Consider the following 16,324-nt stretch of genomic DNA (forward strand, 5'->3'; position numbering starts at 1 on the left):
CAGGATGGGCATTTTTAGTGTAAAACCTAGCTATCTCAATAGCGAAATTTTGTTAACTGATTTATGAAATGGGGTTTTACCATTTACTCTCGCTAAAGAGTAAATGGAGTAGGTGATAGCGTAGCTAAATTGACTTAAAGGCCTTTTTGATATTGCTCGTTAGTGGTATTGCAAAAAAGTGCTTGTAAGTTTGCCGGTGCTTCTACTGAGCGAGTTAACGACTTATCTGAAGGCGTAGCGCTTTTCTTTTGCGATTGCAGATTAGTAAGAAGATCACTAAACAGGCTAACTGTGTCAAACTGGCTAGCTTGTAATTGAGTCTTGGTCGCTACCGAGCGCAGATCCAGCATCACAGAGTCAAAATAGCCTCCAAGATCGGCCAAAATCTGTGGGTTAAAGAAGTGCTCACTGCCGTATAACACATTGTGTTCACGGCGCTTCTTGTCAATAACAAAGTCGACGCCTTTCACGTTGGTCAAGCTGCTACTCTTTTTACAAACAGTCAGGCATTCCTTATCCATCACGGCCTTATCACAACCACTCGCTTGTAGAAACAGACATTGACGGCTGCTCATCAACATGACGGGATGGTAGATACTGTAGTGGAGGCTAAAATTATCCGGTGCCTTGATAGCCTTGATCTGTTTGTTGTTTAATTCGTTTGACACAAAAGCCCCTACACAGCCCTGTTGCTGCAAACTATGCATGCTAATGGAGTTTGTCGTGTTAAGGTGAGGACCGGCAACCCAGGGGATGCCAAGTTGGGACGCGGCCATGCCGACACCAGAGTTATTTGTGACTATGCTGCTCGGCTTTATCTGTGCGAGTAATTGTTTCGCTGCTATATAGTCGGGCTCCATAACCACGGCGCCAAACCAAGGGATCAATCCAGGCTCCTGAGTAAACAAAAGGGCAAGTTTTTCCTTTTCAGCCTCGATGGCGTCCGGGATCAGGTAATAAACACTGTTCTCTTTATCCGCTAACTGTTGTTTAATCTGACGATAGAGTGCCAAGTCCCGACGATTAGCGATAAGCACAGATAAACCAGTTTGTTTAGTCGATTGTTGATGATTATTCTCTTTTGAAGACAGCGATACCAGCTGCTGACGTACCTGTTTTATCGTAATTGGCTCGACATGCTCTCGACCGTTGTTTAACCAGCAAACGACTTGGCGTTTCATCTCAGTGATCTCTTTAAAGGGAACAAACAAGTCTTCCCCAAGAGCGTCAAAGTTAATCGTCCCTAAATTGAACTCTAGATTACCTATACTGGCAAAGCGTTTGGATAACTCCGCTTGCTGCAAGCCATACTTATCTGACGGAAGCAATACAGAGTCTGATTGCACCGAAAACCTTATGTTAGAGTCTAGAGCGTGGTGCTGATTGGCTGGCTCGAGTTCAACCTCGATACGTAAGGCTTGATTCTCTTGACCAATAAAACGTAAAGACACAACAGGCTTATCTAGCGAGAGTTTTGCAATTTTGCTGGCAACGGTTTCGATGATTTCGGTTTTTTCATCATAGAGTGCTTTTTTAATGTTGGGCAAGGCTTGTGTGTTTTCGCCACTAGTCAGCTTCAAACTCTCAATCTGAGTAAAGTGTTGCACCGCGTTATCACGTGGATTGTCGATATACATGTTTTTACCAACAGTGCCATGCAAATAGCCATTTGAAAAATCCCGATTAAATACCGTGTATAGCGGATTTTTATCGTGACTCATGGTTTGATTTTGCTCTAGGCGAGAGATCTGTTGGCGCCAAGTATCAATGACGCGATAGACGTAATGAGATTTCTTAATGCGCCCCTCTACCTTTAATGAATCCGCGCCAGCATCATACAGCGCACCTAAATCTGAGTAAGCCGAATTATCTTTGAGGTTAAGTGGATATTGTGCGCCAACTTCAGTAGCCTGATATTGATCGCGACAGGGCTGACTACAACGCCCCCGGTTACCCGAATTCCCACCATGAGCAGAGCTAAAATAGCAGAGGCCTGAAAACCCAATGCAATTAGACCCGTGAACGAATACCTCAGTGAGCATATCAAGGCTGTGGGCCTTGTCTGACATCAGCTTAATTTCTGACAAGTTTAGCTCTCTAGACAGATTGGCTCTTGAAGCGCCAAGCTTTGACAGAAACTCCAGTTGACCGCTGTTATGGGTCGTCACTTGCGTAGATGCGTGAATATCCAGTGTTGGGTAGTGCTGTTTTAACAGATAAAATAGACCCAGATCTTGAACTATGACACCATCTATAGAAGTATTAACCAACTGATTCAACAGCTTAAGCAGTGCAGGCAGTTCCTGCTCTAACACTATGATATTGAGCGTTAGAAACAGTTGGCACTCGTGCTGGTGAGCGACTCGCAGTAGTCCCATTAGATCTTCAAAACTTAAATTCTCAGCGCGAGTTCGAGCGTTAAAACTATTTAAGCCGCAGTAAACCGCATCCGCCCCTGCAACAATGGCCGCTTTAATAGACTCAATGTCACCACCTGGCGCGAGTAGTTCAAGTTTTCTCATGGTATTCCTATTGATGTTGAATTCGTAAAGAATTCGGGGACTGCTAGAGTAAGGCGCAGTTTGGATAGAGCAGGGAATTGTAAGACGTGCTAACGCCGAGATCTAGGAGGGATAAGCCTATTTTACTAATTTATGATATTGATCCTGCGCTACACCTAAGCGTAAACACTCGCGCTCATATTCAAAGAGGCAGATTTGACTTAACACATGGCACACGCATAAGCGAAAGGAATAATTAACTTGTGGTGGGTGACGCCAGCGGTAAAGAGTCGGTAATTGGGCAAGGCATCCGCAAAATACATGCTTGTTAGCCTTGCCCAAAACAACATGTTGTTGTCTATGGCTATTTAGCGATGTTCGGGCCTACATAGCTAGACAGTTTGCTATAACCACCTTTTAATACTTTGACATTATCAAAACCTAATTGGCGCAGTGCCGTACCGGCCGCCATGGCGCGTGCACCAGATTTACAAACAATGACCACAGGCTTGTCTGTAGGGATTTTATCAAGGTTTTCAGGCGTAAACAGTTCATCTAAGCTGATGTTAAGCTGGTCTTTCATTGCAAGACCAAATACTTGACGCTCTTCTGGGGTACGGATATCAACGGCTGTGATGCTAGCATTATTCTGTAATTGCTTAACAAATCCTTCTGCACTAATTAGTCCGATATCTTTGCCTACAGTTTTACCTTTTGCGTGGCTAAATTGTTCGTTAAAGCCTTGTGCTAACTTTGCATCATATGCGATAGCCTGAGAGCTAAGTCCTAATAAGGCACATAATAACGTCATGTTTACCACTTTTTTCATACATCTATTCTCCAGTCTTATGGTGAGGATTAACTCCTCACTTTGAGTTATTTTTATTTTATTCAATCTTAAAGCAGGGCAAAGTCAGGTGCAGGGGACTGACGTTGCCCTGAAGAAACAGGATTATAGAAAGCAAAAAGGGGGCAATATGTTGCACGGCATCACATTTGAAGCTCCGATAAGATTTCAACAAAGCTAAAAGTGATTACAGCAGTCAATATTTAGCTCTCAATTAAGTTGAATACATAATATTAGTCTTATTATTCAAAGTGATAAGTACGTATTGTTTGAAAAGCTATGTTTTAAACCTGCTTTGGTCTAAAGGGTTAAATTTATATTGTTTTATTTATAAAGCGTACATTTATATCACATCTTTTAAGGTAACTTGCCCAATCAACTTATGCTTAGACGTGGCTGATACAGGTAGTAATGTTTTAGTGCCGTGACAAATTAGCCCCGCAGCAACTTGTTTTCGTTATACGGCACCATTTAAAATGCCATCTGCAAACATGTAATTAGCATAAATGTAATATCCGAGTGAATAATGCGCATAAGATCCTAATCTTTAAGTTATTTGAAGATAAATAGGCTGATTTAGAGTAAGCTAAATATTCAAATTCTCAAGTTATACATACTCAGAGTTATCTTCCTATTCTCATTTAGAAGTCCACTATGCTTTACAATCAAAATCACGCTATTCGTTTTCCAAAAGGCAAGTTTGCCATGTGGAGTGTTTACAGCTTCACTGGCGCATCGATCCTCGCTTCCATTATATTTTCACTACTGCTGTTCCTCTCTATCGATGACGACCCGGTTATGCAGTTCCTCTTTGGTGGACTAGCGGTTATTTTTGAGCTTGGAAAATTCTTCGCTTGGTATGAAGTCGGCGAGCGTTACGCTAGAAAAAACTTTATGGGTATGCTGTCTGCATTAGGATTTTATACTGTGCTTGCCGCCATCTCTATCGGGGGGTCTATTGGCGGGATCAATAGCGCAACGAATAAGGCTCAGGAACATGTTCAGGTTCAGCAGAGTAAAGTAAATGCGTTTAATATGCAGATTGAGGCTATTGATAAGCAGATAGCCCTGAATAACATAGCAGCTGAAAAATACATCCAGATGGAACGTATCGCCACCGGTGTGACTCGCATTCAAAAAGAGAACAATAAACTGCGAGAACAACAGCAGCAGCTTGCCCTACAGCGTGATAGCATTCCCGTTGTCAGCCAAGGTTCCATTGTTGGCTTGATTGAAAGTCTTGCGCTATCACTTAACATCAAAGCCGAAACTGCCCAACTTGGTTTAGTCGTGTTCCTATCTATACTACTGGACTTCTTTGCCGCCTTCTTTGTGGGACTGATTGGTGAAGAGAACCGCTTTAGACAGAGGTTCAATCAAATGCATCCTATTACACTCGAAGGCTATTCGCCCCTCGATACAAAGGATTCAGACTTCCTGCCGCACTTCGAACCCAAACAGTTACCGGAGGCTGAACCTAAGTCCACCTATGAGCAAGTTTTAGATGCACTCGGTAGTAACCGAGTCAATTGCAGCAAGCGCGCTGTCAGTAATTACCTCAATATTACCACCGAAGAAGTGGACGAGATCTTTAGCCGTATGTTTAGTGAAGGCATAGTCACTAAAAAGCCAAACAATCACTTTCAGTGGCAAGGCATTAAAACAGTAGAAGAGGCCGTCTAGCGCCCTTAGAGCGAGTAACAAAGAGGGAGTCTAATTCAGAGGCTCCCTTTTTTATCATAAAAGTGCCAACAAGCTTGTGTATAGTGAATTGGTGTTTGAAAATTTTCGACAAAGAACTTAGGATCGCGCTACAGATTATTCTAACAAGATCTTAGTTAATGACTTCTAAGCAGACTCACACGCAAAACGAACCTCTAACACTTTATTTTATTTATGACTCTCATTGCCCTTGGAGTTACGCAACCACACCCGTTGTTGCAGAGCTGATGAATGCTTTCGATTACTCTGACGTTCATTTGCTGCACTGTGCACATTTCAACGGTTCTGATGCACCAAAGAAAGCACAAATAGACCAAGTTAGCGCATTAACTAAGGTGCCATTTAGTGATGCTTACTTGAAGGGATTAAACAAAAAAATGTCTTCGATTAAGACTGCTAACTTCATGTCTTGGGTGCAATCAAAACAGGCAGATAAAGAGTTTGAATTATTAAAAGCACTACAGCAACAACATTTCGTTGAAGCGAATCCATTAGATTCAAGAGCTGATTTTGACAAGATAATTAATCAATACAAATTATCTCCTTCAAATAAGGTCTTTAAAGATGCTATCAGTCATGAGGCGGAGAGTGTGTTAGCAGGTATCGCCGAGATTGGCGAAGCGATCGGTACCAATGCCTTCCCCGTACTTGTGATGACATCTGGCGATCAGGCTATCTTTATTGACCACTCAAAGTTCCTATCGGAACCAGCTGCGGTGATCGAGAGTGTAAAACAAGAGCTAGCAGCGCTAAGTTAATAACAAACGAGATTAAAACCGCTAGCCGAGCGTTAAGTGATAGTGAGTAGCCTTTCTATGGGGCTATTCACTATTTATAGCAGATACGGATCAACACGATATAAAATACAACCAAGGCAATCCATTTCACCGTTAATACTGTATCAAACAACATAGAGCCCCCTTATGTGATGAGCTAGCTAGGTTGTGATAAATGCTAGCCGTTCCTTTAGATTGCTGACTACAAATGCCAGCGAAGTGCTTCATATCACAAGCTTTATGGTAACAAACCCCCATTAACCCTATCTTAATTACTTAGCCTAAACTCGCCAGCTCATGCTCACTTAAATCGTTTTTTGTGCATAGACATGAATATATCGCCCTAAAGACAAGAACGGCTCCTGCCTACAGAGCTTTTGCTCCATGGCAACAATTTGCTCGAAGCTAAAATCGCCCATGTCATGATCCTGCATATAGTCGTGAAAAGTACGCACACCAGTCTTACCCAAGATATTAAAGCCCGCATGCTCAAGGCACTGATAAACGAGTTCAGGTTTTATGCCTTGCTGCGGTTGCAACTTAAAACGCTTTCTATGGGGCATACCTTTCTCAATATGATTAAGGTTTCCGCAGATAAGATTCTTAAACAGCAATCCGTTGTAGTTGTAGAACATGACCGAGATGATGCCACCTGGCTTAACCTGCTCACATAAGCCTTTTAGCGCTTGTAGCGGCTGGGCCAGCCACTCCATAACAGCGTGGAACAACACTAAGTCGACTTTGGCTGGGAGGTGCTCGGCAACGTCTTGCACTGGACAGTGAATGAAGCGGTAGTGCTCAATTAAGTGATTCTTGATGATATCCTGCTTTGCCAGTGCAAGCATTTCACTAGACAGATCACAAAGGCTGACTCGATGTCCTTTGCTGGCAATCTTCTGCGATAGCTGAGCTAGGCCACCACCTGCGTCTAATACGTTTAGCACCTTGTCTTGTGAAAGAGTAAAAAGGATCTGCTCGATATCTTGCCAGACAACGGTTTGTCTGATCTCACCTTTAGCGGTGCCATAGATGCTGGCGGCAAACTTATGGGCCAAATCATCAAAATTTCTATCTTCTATCACTTGGGGTATACATTTTACGACTAAAAAAGGAGGGAGATTTTGTCATAAGCAGGCGAACAAAAATAGCTTTTCGATCGCAAAGTTAAACAACAAGAAATATCGCCAATTTGAATTAAGTTCGAAGGCAGAAAAAAGCCGAGTAAGCGTTAAACACTTACTCGGCTAGCTCGTCTAGCTAAATCTTAACGACGGAAGGTCACATCTTCTGCCTCTGCTAGATGGATCTGTGTGGTTGCCACCTGAGTTTCAGCCAAAACCTTACCGTGGCGTACAGAGTAACGCACAGGCACTTGGCGACGCACAGCATCAAAACCGTTTTCAGCAGGTAACACCAGTAAATTACCAGGCTTGCCTAATTCAATGCCGTAGCTATCTTGAATATTCAAAGTGCGAGCTGACTTAGTGGTAATTAACTCTAATGAGTTGTTGATCTGATCGTAACCCATGATTTGGCAAACATGTAAGCCCATGTGCAAAACCTGCAGCATGTTGGCCGTACCTAATGGATACCAAGGGTCGAAGATATCGTCATGACCAAAACAGACGTTGATATTGGCTGCGAGCATCTCTTTAACACGAGTGATACCACGACGTTTTGGATAGTCATCGAAGCGGCCCTGTAGATGAATATTCACCAGCGGATTCGCCACGAAATTAATGCCAGACATGCCAAGTAAACGGAACAAACGCGAAGCATAAGCGCCGTTGTATGAATGCATTGCCGTTGTGTGGCTCGCCGTTACGCGTTCACCCATATTGTATTTGTGAGCAAGGGCTGCAACAGTTTCAACAAAGCGTGATTGTTCATCATCGATTTCATCACAGTGAACATCGATTAAACGATCATACTTGCGCGCAAGCTCAAACACATAATGTAGAGATTCAACACCGTATTCACGAGTAAACTCAAAGTGCGGAATTGCGCCAATAACGTCGGCGCCAAGCTTCACTGCTTCTTCTAATAACTCTTTACCATTTGGGTAAGACAAAATTCCTTCTTGAGGGAAGGCAACAATCTGAATATCAACCCATTGTTTCATCTCTTCTTTAACTTCGAGCATCGCCTTAAGTGCGATAAGAGTCGGGTCTGAAACATCGACGTGGGTACGAACATGTTGGACACCGTTAGCAATCTGCCACTTTAGTGTCTGCTTAGCACGAGACTTCACATCTTCGATAGAGAGCATAGACTTACGCTCAGCCCAACGCTCAATACCCTCAAATAGGGTGCCTGAAATATTCCAGCTTGGCTCACCAGCCGTCTGCGTGGTATCTAAGTGAACGTGCGGCTCACAAAAAGGCGCAACCGCCATGCCGCCTTCGCCATCTAGCACTTCTAGAGAATCAGCTGATGGAAGCGTAATGCTTTCACTCATTGGTGCAATCGCGCTGAACTGACCATCTTCAATCAACAGTTGATGAAGGCCTTCTTTGCCGTTAAGCGTGACATTTTTGATCAACATATTTGCGGATGACATGGTGTTTTCCTTATGCATTGTTTGCATTTTGACAATCTGATTTAACTAAATTCTGTTGAGTGAAGCGCTTTAATGCTTCATCTAATACTAGGTAGCTGATTGCGCCAGCGAGTACCGCGTTAATGGGGACAATGCCAGGTAACAGGTGACCTGCAAGTACACCAATCACTACGCCGCTAATTGCCGCCCAATTAACCGTAGTAAATTTGGCGTTGGCGAAGTCTTTGTATTTTTCACGATTTCTAAGGTAATCGGCGATGATAATGCCACCAATTGGCGGAATTGCTGCTGACAGGAAGGTCAGCCAACCAACAAAGTTATTATATAGCCAAAGTGCGCACAGGGTACCGATGACACCGTTGAAAAGTGATAGATACTTACTCGGTAGTCCGGTGATATTTGAAAAACCTAAGCCAGAGGCATAAAGCGCATTATCGTTAGTGGTCCAAATATTTAAACCTAAGATGATAATGGCTGGGATCAATAGTCCTTGCGCAATCATCACTTCAGAGATATCCGCTTGACCTGTTGCCGCTGCACCTGCCGCGCCGAAGATAAACATCAAAGAGTTACCAACGAAAAACGCGAACATGGTGATAAACACGGCATTAATCGGCTTCTTACCAAAACGCACGAAATCGGCGGTGAGAGTACCGGCAGAGATAAAAGAACCCACGACTAAGGCAAGTGCTGTCGAAAACTCAATCGGTGTTTGTGGCGTTAGCGCCTTTAACCCATCCATACCTCCTACGGTATCAACCGCTTGAAGTACTGAGTAACCACCGAATAGGGCGATTGCAGGTACGGCGATGGCCGATAGGATCATAATCGCGCCTATCCCGAAGTAAACGGTAATGGTCATCAACAGACCTGAGATGATGATAAGCAGGTTAGTGTCTATGCCAGTAGCCTTTTGCACTGGAATAGCAAACATCGCTACGCCAACACCAAACCAGCCAACTTGAGTGCCACCGAGAAGGAGCGAAGGTAACCAAGAACCTTTTAAACCGAATGAGTAACGAGCGAGGAGATGAGTAGAGAGGCCTGACTGAGCGCCGATGTAACCAAGAAATGAAGTGTAAATACCGAGAATTAAATTACCAATTAGAACTGCTAGAACAAAATCATTAAAGGAGAGGCCTGTTCCAAGTGTCCCTCCTGTCCACATACTTGCCGAAAAAAAGGTTAACCCCAACATTACCATCGTCAGAGAGAAAACACCTTTACGGGCCGATTGAGGAACCGGACTTAAACTGTAGTTATTATCGCTTGCCATTTATTGCCTCTGGTCATGTAATTATTATTCACGGCCTACCGAAAATGCAGCAAACTCAGTAGAAATAGGCATAATGAGTCAGTGCGCTTCAGGCAAACGGCGCGTATTTTAGTGATAATGAATACAGAGTCAAGCAATTAACTATCAACTATTACAAATCGATGCACTCGTTATTTACAAGTAGTGTGAATGCTACCTTAAGGTTGCTACCCTTTCCGAATTAGTACACTTTTCCCAACCTTTGCCCCACATTTATGCCAAACTTTTGCCATTTAAAGTCAGACGAAATAGCTGCCTGTGCCATCCAGGGTTAACTCTTATACGTTACAGTATCGACTATACTTTTTATTCTATTGTTGAACGTCAATTGAACGATGAGTTAAGAGGAGAGGTTAGATGCCAAAATATGTGATTGAAAGACTGCTTCCAGGCGCTGGAGATTTGTCGGCTAGCGAGTTACAGGGGATCTCTCGAAAATCTTGTGATGTGCTAGAAGCGTTGGGACCAAAAGTGCAGTGGGTTGAAAGTTACATTACCGATAATAAGATCTATTGCGTATATATTGCGCCGGATGAAAGCTTGATCAGAAAACATGCGGAAATGGGAGAATTCCCAATAGATGCCATTAATAGAGTTAGCACTATTATTGATCCCACTACCTCGGAATCAAAATAGCAGATGCGCTTTAGGCGGAGACAAAAGGCAGGTCAGCGAGAGCGCAATTAGGCGCTCTCGTCTATTTAACTTTCAAGCGTTCGCTAAAATTAACCCATTGCTAGGCGTTAGCGTAAGCCTTTTCGACCTCTTCGGCAATAATTTGAATGCCCGCACGCATCTTAGCTTCATCTTGAACATAATTCATGCGTAAACATTGATGGCTATGCTGCCAATCTTGTTCGAGTCCAAAGAAAAAGTACTCACCGGGTACAACCAACACACCACGAGCCTTTAATCTGTCATACAGTTCCATGGTCGTGATAGGTAATTCATCAAACCAAAGCCAGAGGAACATGGCGCCTTCAGGCTTGTGGATTTTAAATCGGGTATCGCCAATCGACTCTTGCAACAAAGCGACGGCGAACTCAGACTTCTCTTTATAAAAAGGCTTAATGATCGATTCACTAAGAGTAAGAAGGTCACCGGAATCGATCATCTGCTTAACGATAGCAGGACCAAAACTGCCAGGCGCCAAACTTATAATGCCATTAAGGTTTGTCATTGCCTGAGTGATCTCCTCGTTAGCAATAACGATCCCGCAGCGCACACCCGGTAAACCAAGTTTTGATAGACTCATACATAAAATGGTGTTGCTGTTCCAAAAAGGCTTCACCTCTTCGAAGATAATATTAGGGAAGGGCGTACCGTAGGCGTTATCGATAATCAGTGGAATGCCATTGTCTTGGGCTAACTTATCTAATTTCACGATCTCAGCATCGGTAAGCACGTTGCCAGTCGGGTTCGTCGGGCGTGAAACACAGATAGCGGCGACAGAGCTGTCGATCTCAAGTTTTGAGAAATCTACACGATACTTAAATAATCGATTATCTAGCATCTCGATATCGGGACGGTAAGAGACAAAGATATCGTCATCTAGCCCAGCATCGTTATAGCCGATATATTCTGGAGCGATGGGCAACATGATTTTCTTGTGGCTACCGTCAATTTGCTTACCGGCAAGAAGATTAAAGAGATAAAAGAAGGCGCTTTGGCTACCGTTAGTGAGGCTTATGTTTTTCTCACTAATCTCCCAACCATAGGTTTCACGTAAAAGCTTGGCTAAGGCCTTTAAGAAGCTGTCTTTACCCTGCGGGCCATCGTAATTACCTAGGGCAGCGACCAAATCGCCGCTAGCTAACAGATTGGCTGAAGCTTGGTGAAAGTAATCGTGCATCGCAGGAATGGTTGCTGGGTTTCCACCACCGAGCATGATTGCGCCGGGTGTACTTAAACCTTCATTAAGATCATCCATTAACTGAGTAATACCGGAATAACGATTAAATTTTTCACCAAACTTTGAAAACTGCATAACACCCAACATAACCATTGCTAAAGAATGCCTGTAGTAACAAGATTTAGCTGCAAACGCACTCATTATTTGTTTTTTTGCTGACTAATTTGGGACTCATCATGTTTTACCTAAAATCTCGTCAGTTATTTGTACAAATTTGCGACGAAAGGTCAGGTAGGTGTTGCCCGTGTTTGGCAGGTTTTCGTTTGATATTGCAGCAGTTTGCGACAGATAAGAACAAATATTTTAGGCTGGGAGACCAGGATTTCGAGTCGACAGCCAAGGTAAAAGCCGTCATTTCCCGCTTAGTTTTTACTGGTTGTTCAGGCGAAACCTGTGAGCTAAAAGGATTCCCAAAACTGTAAAAAATCTATATTATCGCGTCCCTTTTTCTTGAACGATTAACCATGAAACTCGTAAAACTTAGTGCAATTGCATTGTTCTGTGCAAACCTAACCGGCTGCATCACTTTTCCAACCGATGAATCCAACACTGTTAAGGTGCTATGGGACGATCCTCTTGCATTACAAGGCTGTGAGCACAAGGGCACGGTCATTGGTTCACAGGGCCACTTTTATGACTACTGGTTACACGCCGATAAAGACATGGTTTGGGGCACATTAAATGAGATACGCATCAAGGCAGCGAAACTCAATGCTGATACCATTTATCTGTATAAACCATTAGGGTTCACAGGTTCGGTGACTATGATGGCCAATGCCTATCAATGTGCTGATAATCTGACTGAGCCTGATGACTTATTTCAAAGCACGCTTACAGCGATAGACAAGCCCATCGAAAAACTGCCTAAAGTTGAGGCTGAGGCTAAATAGTGCTAGTAGCCAATCTTTGAGCAAACCTAAGAGTATGAACTTACAATAAGTTCATACTCATTATTAAAACCTCACTTTTCTACTAAGACGCCGCCACTTTGGGTTTAGGCTTAAACAGTGCAAGCAGTGGAATAAGGCATAAGTAAGAGAACAGCAAGAAGCCGAATGTATAGACAAAGGCGGTGAGGGTGGATTGCTGATGTAGCAGGTTTTGTAGCTGAGCTAAAAATGTAGGATCGGTAATACTGGTTCCCTGTGTCTGGGCTGCTTGCTGTAATACCGGATTAGTTGGAGAAAGCGCTCCACCTAATTGGTTCCATTCTTGTTGCTGGATCCGTGAAAAATAGGTATTTACGATGGAGATCCCAAAGGAGCCACCAATAGTACGACATAGGTTGAACACAACTGCGCCGCCTATAGTATCTTTCGGGGAAAGTGTCGCATAGGCTAACTGACTCAGTGGAGCAAAAACCAATCCCATTCCTGCACCTTGAATGATACTTGGAAGTAAGATCCAGTAGATGTTGATCTCAAGAGAATACTGAGTCATTAAATAGGTTCCCAGCGCGTTCAGACTCAGACCCACAACAATCAACAGCCTAGCATCGATTTTGTCCATATAGCGCGCCATCACCAGTAACACCACTGCAGAAGCGAGCCCCCTCGGCGCCATAGCAAACCCCGTAGTTTCTACTGGGTAATTCAATAATTGCTCAAGCATCATGGGTTGTAACTGGGTGATGCCAAACATCCCCATAGAAAAACCGGCCATAACTAGGCATGACATTGCTAGATTTCGATCGCGCAATAACCAAACCGGGGCGATCTCGCTCTTAGTCATAAAAGAGCGTGCGACAAAGAAAATTATCGCTATGGCGCTGATAATAGCTGAAAACAAGATGGTATTAGACTCAAACCAAGACTCATCATTACCTCGGTCTAGTACCATCTGTAGTAAGCCTATACCTATGGTCATTGCGATGACAATTGGCCAATCGATACGGGTCTGGCCTCGACCATCGAGTTTAACGAAGAGATAGATAAGGCCAAAGCAAAGGGCGCCGACTGGTAAGTTAACGTAAAATATCCAGCGCCAATCCATATTCTCAGTAATGATCCCGCCTAGGGTTGGTCCTAAAATCGGCCCGAGTAACACTCCGACACTAAATAGCGCCATCGCCTTACCACGTTGATTGGCTGGATAGATCTGCACCATAATTGACTGAGAAAGTGGGATTACCGAAGCACCAAATGCCCCTTGCATCACCCGAAAGGTAACCATTTCAGCGATGGTATCCGCTTGACCACAAAGTGCGGAAGTGATCACGAAACCGCTGACGGAAATCAGCAAGAGACGGCGAACCCCAAACTTCAGAGCGAGAAAGCTCGCTAACGGAATAAATATCGCTTCAGCCATAGAGTAAGATGTGAGTACCCAAGTGACTTGATCAGATGTGACCCCTAATGCGCCCATCATATGCGGCAGCGCTACATTAGCGATAGTCATATCTAGAAGCACCATGATAGCTGACAGCATCACGGCTAAAGTCACTAGCTTGCGGCTGTTTTCGCTTAAAACCTGTAGCTCTTCGTTAGTTGCAGACGCCTTTGATAACGGCTCCATATTACTGCTCTTTATGCTTAGCTGAGCTGTGAAGGGTATCTACAGTGACATTGGCACTTGCGCCGACCCGCAGTGGAAAGTCTGGATGCTCGGCTTCATTAGAAAGGCGGATCAATATAGGGAAACGCTGAGGGACCTTTACCCAGTTACCCGTCGCATTTTCAGGTGGCAACAGAGAAAACGACGATCCGCTTGCAGGCGAAATCGCTTCAATGGTGCCGTGGTAATCGACCTTGGGGTAGAGATCTAGGGTAATCGATGCTGGCATGCCACTTGTGATCCGCTCTAGCTGGGTTTCTTTGAAATTGGCTTGAACCCAAAAGCTATTGTCTTCAACTAAAGGAACGAGCGCTTGCCCCGGTGATACAACACTCCCGGCATGGGCACTTAACTTGCCTAAATGGCCGTCTTTAGGAGCAAAAATATTAGTGTAGGAAAGCGATAAGCTGGCTTGACTCAATGCTGCCGCCGCCTTTTTCACCTCTGGAGCCGCATCCCCCTGAGCACCTTGGGATTTGATAAGTTGTGACATCGTTGCCCTAGCTGCTATAACGCTTTCTTCTGCTGAAGAGAGCTTAGCGCGAGCATCATCGAGCTGTTGTTCGGGTAGTAACTGCTTTTCTACTAACTGTTTAATACGTTGATAGGTGGACTGGGCATCGGATAACTGGGCAACAGCGCTGTTAACGTTGGCACTGGCGGCGAGTATCGCGTCATCACTTGCGGCATTGTTTTGCATAGCGACTTCATAGGCCGCGCGCGCTTCATCGAGTTTAGCTTGAAAAGGAGCAGGGTCTATCTGTACTAACAAATCGCCCTGACTGACTTTTTGATAATCTGATGCATTAACACTGATCACCTTGCCATTTACCTGAGGAGCGATGTAAATGATGTTGGCGTGAATATAGGCATCATCGGTACTCGGATAGTTTTTTTGGTGCTGAATATAGAAATAACTAAGGGTGGCTAAGACGACAATCGCTATGGACGCGATAATAAGGTTACGTAATGTATGGGATGGAGCTGAAGTTTCGTTCATTATTTTAACCCAGTGAGGTTATCTGGCGATTGCCGAGTATTGAAGGCTCGACGCGCGGAGAGATTAATTTGTTCTCACAAATATTAGACCTAGTTTGTAGTTGTCACAACGTAAGTGACTAAAAAAGCACGAAAGTGAACCATGTTTAATCTTGAATTAATTTAGTAACCTAGTGTTTTATATGCCTTGATATCTTGCTACTAATATTTTACTGAAGGAGTGTTAGCCAACGAGTCGTATACAGGAGGGGGAAGCAGAACTACGCACTTATCCCATTGTGCATTTTTCTTGGGCCACCAAAAACAGATGATCAAGCTAAGATACTTATTCAAAAAACAACCCATAAAAGTCGCGTGCATCTTGATATTGAGACTGATGAAATCGCAGCAGAAGTTGCACGTTTAAAAGCGATTGGTGCACAGGTCGTCGAAACGTTTGAGCGCTGGGTTGTTATGCAAGCGCCAACGGGTCATCGATTCTGCGTAGTGCATCCGCAGTGAAAAGATTTCGGTGATTCCAAAAATGCTAATACCTGAGAATAGTGCGATAAACAGGAAATAATAATCAACCGTGGCGCTCAAGTTCATTGAAGTTTAAATCAAGCAAACAGTGTAGGAACTAGTGACTGAGATTCTCATTTTCGATGACAATTCCCAAAATCAGAAAAGGTATCTAGCCACAAACCCTATTTAACATAATATACATTGTACGCATTTGTATGTAAGAGCTATCAGAATGAGGTTAGATCTGGTTGTTAGGCTTTAAACGAATAGCTTTTGATATTTAAAACTGTTTTTTAAAGGCCGATATTTCATGCATGCTTTTTATGTAGCTCCATCTAGTCATGTTGAATGTAATCAAACCGTTGAGCTTTGCTTAAGCCTTCCGAGTTTAATCTTCCACATCGCTTAGTTTATTAAACTTGCGGCGAGCTCGTTTGATTATGCTTGTTTTGAACGCTACGACACTTAATCCACTGGCGTTTAATCTATGTAGTTTATCAACAAGCTTTCAAGCTTTGTAACGGCTGTAATGTTACAGCCTCAAATACTAAATTATGCTACTCGAGCTCAAACTCAATTCAAGCTTCAGTAGCTAAGTAGATTACATTTGAGCGCTGACTGACTTACACCTGATA

At 43.6% G+C, this 16,324-nt stretch carries 13 protein-coding genes; 5 read left to right on the forward strand and 8 right to left on the reverse strand.

Annotated elements, in window-relative coordinates:
- Nucleotides 1-134 precede the first annotated feature (134 nt).
- Both L1D44_RS14680 and L1D44_RS14685 read right to left on the reverse strand, forming a co-directional pair.
- Nucleotides 135-2,522 carry a DUF3656 domain-containing protein gene (locus L1D44_RS14680; RefSeq protein WP_239891771.1) on the reverse strand — a complete coding sequence of 796 codons (2,388 nt, stop codon included), beginning with the start codon at nt 2,520-2,522 and terminating at the stop codon, nt 135-137.
- A gap of 343 nt (nt 2,523-2,865) precedes the next feature.
- Nucleotides 2,866-3,330, reverse strand: a complete 465-nt coding sequence (locus tag L1D44_RS14685; protein WP_239891773.1) for a rhodanese-like domain-containing protein — start codon at nt 3,328-3,330, stop codon at nt 2,866-2,868.
- 672 nt (nt 3,331-4,002) lie between these two features.
- Between L1D44_RS14685 and L1D44_RS14690 the strand changes: the two genes are divergently transcribed.
- Together L1D44_RS14690 and L1D44_RS14695 are read left to right on the forward strand one after the other, a co-directional pair.
- The gene (locus L1D44_RS14690) at nt 4,003-5,031 is read left to right on the forward strand and encodes a biogenesis of lysosome-related organelles complex 1 subunit 2 (protein WP_239891775.1); all 1,029 of its coding nucleotides are present in this window, start codon (nt 4,003-4,005) and stop codon (nt 5,029-5,031) included.
- A gap of 158 nt (nt 5,032-5,189) precedes the next feature.
- On the forward strand, nt 5,190-5,828 hold the full coding sequence (locus tag L1D44_RS14695; RefSeq protein WP_239891777.1) for a protein-disulfide isomerase: 639 nt from the start codon (nt 5,190-5,192) through the stop codon (nt 5,826-5,828).
- Between the two features lie 323 nt (nt 5,829-6,151).
- On the opposite strand, the gene cmoM is transcribed toward L1D44_RS14695, so the two are convergent.
- The 3 genes from cmoM to codB all read right to left on the reverse strand — a co-directional run bounded on the left by cmoM (nt 6,152) and on the right by codB (nt 9,682).
- Nucleotides 6,152-6,928, reverse strand: a complete 777-nt coding sequence (gene cmoM / locus L1D44_RS14700) for a tRNA uridine 5-oxyacetic acid(34) methyltransferase CmoM (protein WP_239891779.1) — start codon at nt 6,926-6,928, stop codon at nt 6,152-6,154.
- Between the two features lie 182 nt (nt 6,929-7,110).
- The gene (locus tag L1D44_RS14705; protein WP_239891781.1) at nt 7,111-8,406 is read right to left on the reverse strand and encodes a cytosine deaminase; all 1,296 of its coding nucleotides are present in this window, start codon (nt 8,404-8,406) and stop codon (nt 7,111-7,113) included.
- Between the two features lie 10 nt (nt 8,407-8,416).
- The gene (gene codB / locus L1D44_RS14710; protein ID WP_239891783.1) at nt 8,417-9,682 is read right to left on the reverse strand and encodes a cytosine permease; all 1,266 of its coding nucleotides are present in this window, start codon (nt 9,680-9,682) and stop codon (nt 8,417-8,419) included.
- A gap of 396 nt (nt 9,683-10,078) precedes the next feature.
- Between codB and L1D44_RS14715 the strand changes: the two genes are divergently transcribed.
- Nucleotides 10,079-10,357 carry a DUF4242 domain-containing protein gene (locus L1D44_RS14715; RefSeq protein WP_239891785.1) on the forward strand — a complete coding sequence of 93 codons (279 nt, stop codon included), beginning with the start codon at nt 10,079-10,081 and terminating at the stop codon, nt 10,355-10,357.
- Nucleotides 10,358-10,457: 100 nt separating this feature from the next.
- Here L1D44_RS14715 and L1D44_RS14720 read toward each other — a convergent pair whose 3' ends face one another.
- The gene (locus tag L1D44_RS14720) at nt 10,458-11,708 is read right to left on the reverse strand and encodes a valine--pyruvate transaminase (RefSeq protein ID WP_239891787.1); all 1,251 of its coding nucleotides are present in this window, start codon (nt 11,706-11,708) and stop codon (nt 10,458-10,460) included.
- A gap of 389 nt (nt 11,709-12,097) precedes the next feature.
- Here L1D44_RS14720 and L1D44_RS14725 point away from each other — a divergent pair, with 389 nt between their 5' ends.
- Nucleotides 12,098-12,523 carry a DUF4156 domain-containing protein gene (locus L1D44_RS14725; RefSeq protein ID WP_239891789.1) on the forward strand — a complete coding sequence of 142 codons (426 nt, stop codon included), beginning with the start codon at nt 12,098-12,100 and terminating at the stop codon, nt 12,521-12,523.
- 82 nt (nt 12,524-12,605) lie between these two features.
- On the opposite strand, the gene L1D44_RS14730 is transcribed toward L1D44_RS14725, so the two are convergent.
- Both L1D44_RS14730 and L1D44_RS14735 read right to left on the reverse strand, forming a co-directional pair.
- Nucleotides 12,606-14,147, reverse strand: coding sequence for an MDR family MFS transporter (locus L1D44_RS14730; RefSeq protein WP_239891791.1), 1,542 nt, complete (start codon nt 14,145-14,147; stop codon nt 12,606-12,608).
- 1 nt (nt 14,148) lies between these two features.
- A complete protein-coding gene (locus tag L1D44_RS14735) occupies nt 14,149-15,186 on the reverse strand; it encodes an HlyD family secretion protein (protein ID WP_239891793.1) in 1,038 nt (345 codons plus the stop codon).
- A gap of 275 nt (nt 15,187-15,461) precedes the next feature.
- On the opposite strand from L1D44_RS14735, the gene L1D44_RS14740 reads away from it, so the two are divergent.
- The gene (locus tag L1D44_RS14740) at nt 15,462-15,686 is read left to right on the forward strand and encodes a VOC family protein (RefSeq protein WP_275660493.1); all 225 of its coding nucleotides are present in this window, start codon (nt 15,462-15,464) and stop codon (nt 15,684-15,686) included.
- Nucleotides 15,687-16,324: the final 638 nt, after the last annotated feature.

Source organism: Shewanella sp. Isolate13 (assembly GCF_022398325.1).
Classification (GTDB): Bacteria; Pseudomonadota; Gammaproteobacteria; order Enterobacterales; family Shewanellaceae; genus Shewanella.

Coding starts and splice junctions, on each gene's coding strand:
- L1D44_RS14680 (WP_239891771.1), bottom strand. CDS start 2,522: ATGAGAAAACTTGAACTACTCGCGCCAGGTGGTGACATTGAGTCTATT.
- L1D44_RS14685 (WP_239891773.1), bottom strand. CDS start 3,330: ATGAAAAAAGTGGTAAACATGACGTTATTATGTGCCTTATTAGGACTT.
- L1D44_RS14690 (WP_239891775.1), top strand. CDS start 4,003: ATGCTTTACAATCAAAATCACGCTATTCGTTTTCCAAAAGGCAAGTTT.
- L1D44_RS14695 (WP_239891777.1), top strand. CDS start 5,190: ATGACTTCTAAGCAGACTCACACGCAAAACGAACCTCTAACACTTTAT.
- L1D44_RS14705 (WP_239891781.1), bottom strand. CDS start 8,406: ATGTCATCCGCAAATATGTTGATCAAAAATGTCACGCTTAACGGCAAA.
- codB (WP_239891783.1), bottom strand. CDS start 9,682: ATGGCAAGCGATAATAACTACAGTTTAAGTCCGGTTCCTCAATCGGCC.
- L1D44_RS14715 (WP_239891785.1), top strand. CDS start 10,079: ATGCCAAAATATGTGATTGAAAGACTGCTTCCAGGCGCTGGAGATTTG.
- L1D44_RS14720 (WP_239891787.1), bottom strand. CDS start 11,708: ATGCAGTTTTCAAAGTTTGGTGAAAAATTTAATCGTTATTCCGGTATT.
- L1D44_RS14725 (WP_239891789.1), top strand. CDS start 12,098: ATGAAACTCGTAAAACTTAGTGCAATTGCATTGTTCTGTGCAAACCTA.
- L1D44_RS14730 (WP_239891791.1), bottom strand. CDS start 14,147: ATGGAGCCGTTATCAAAGGCGTCTGCAACTAACGAAGAGCTACAGGTT.
- L1D44_RS14735 (WP_239891793.1), bottom strand. CDS start 15,186: ATGAACGAAACTTCAGCTCCATCCCATACATTACGTAACCTTATTATC.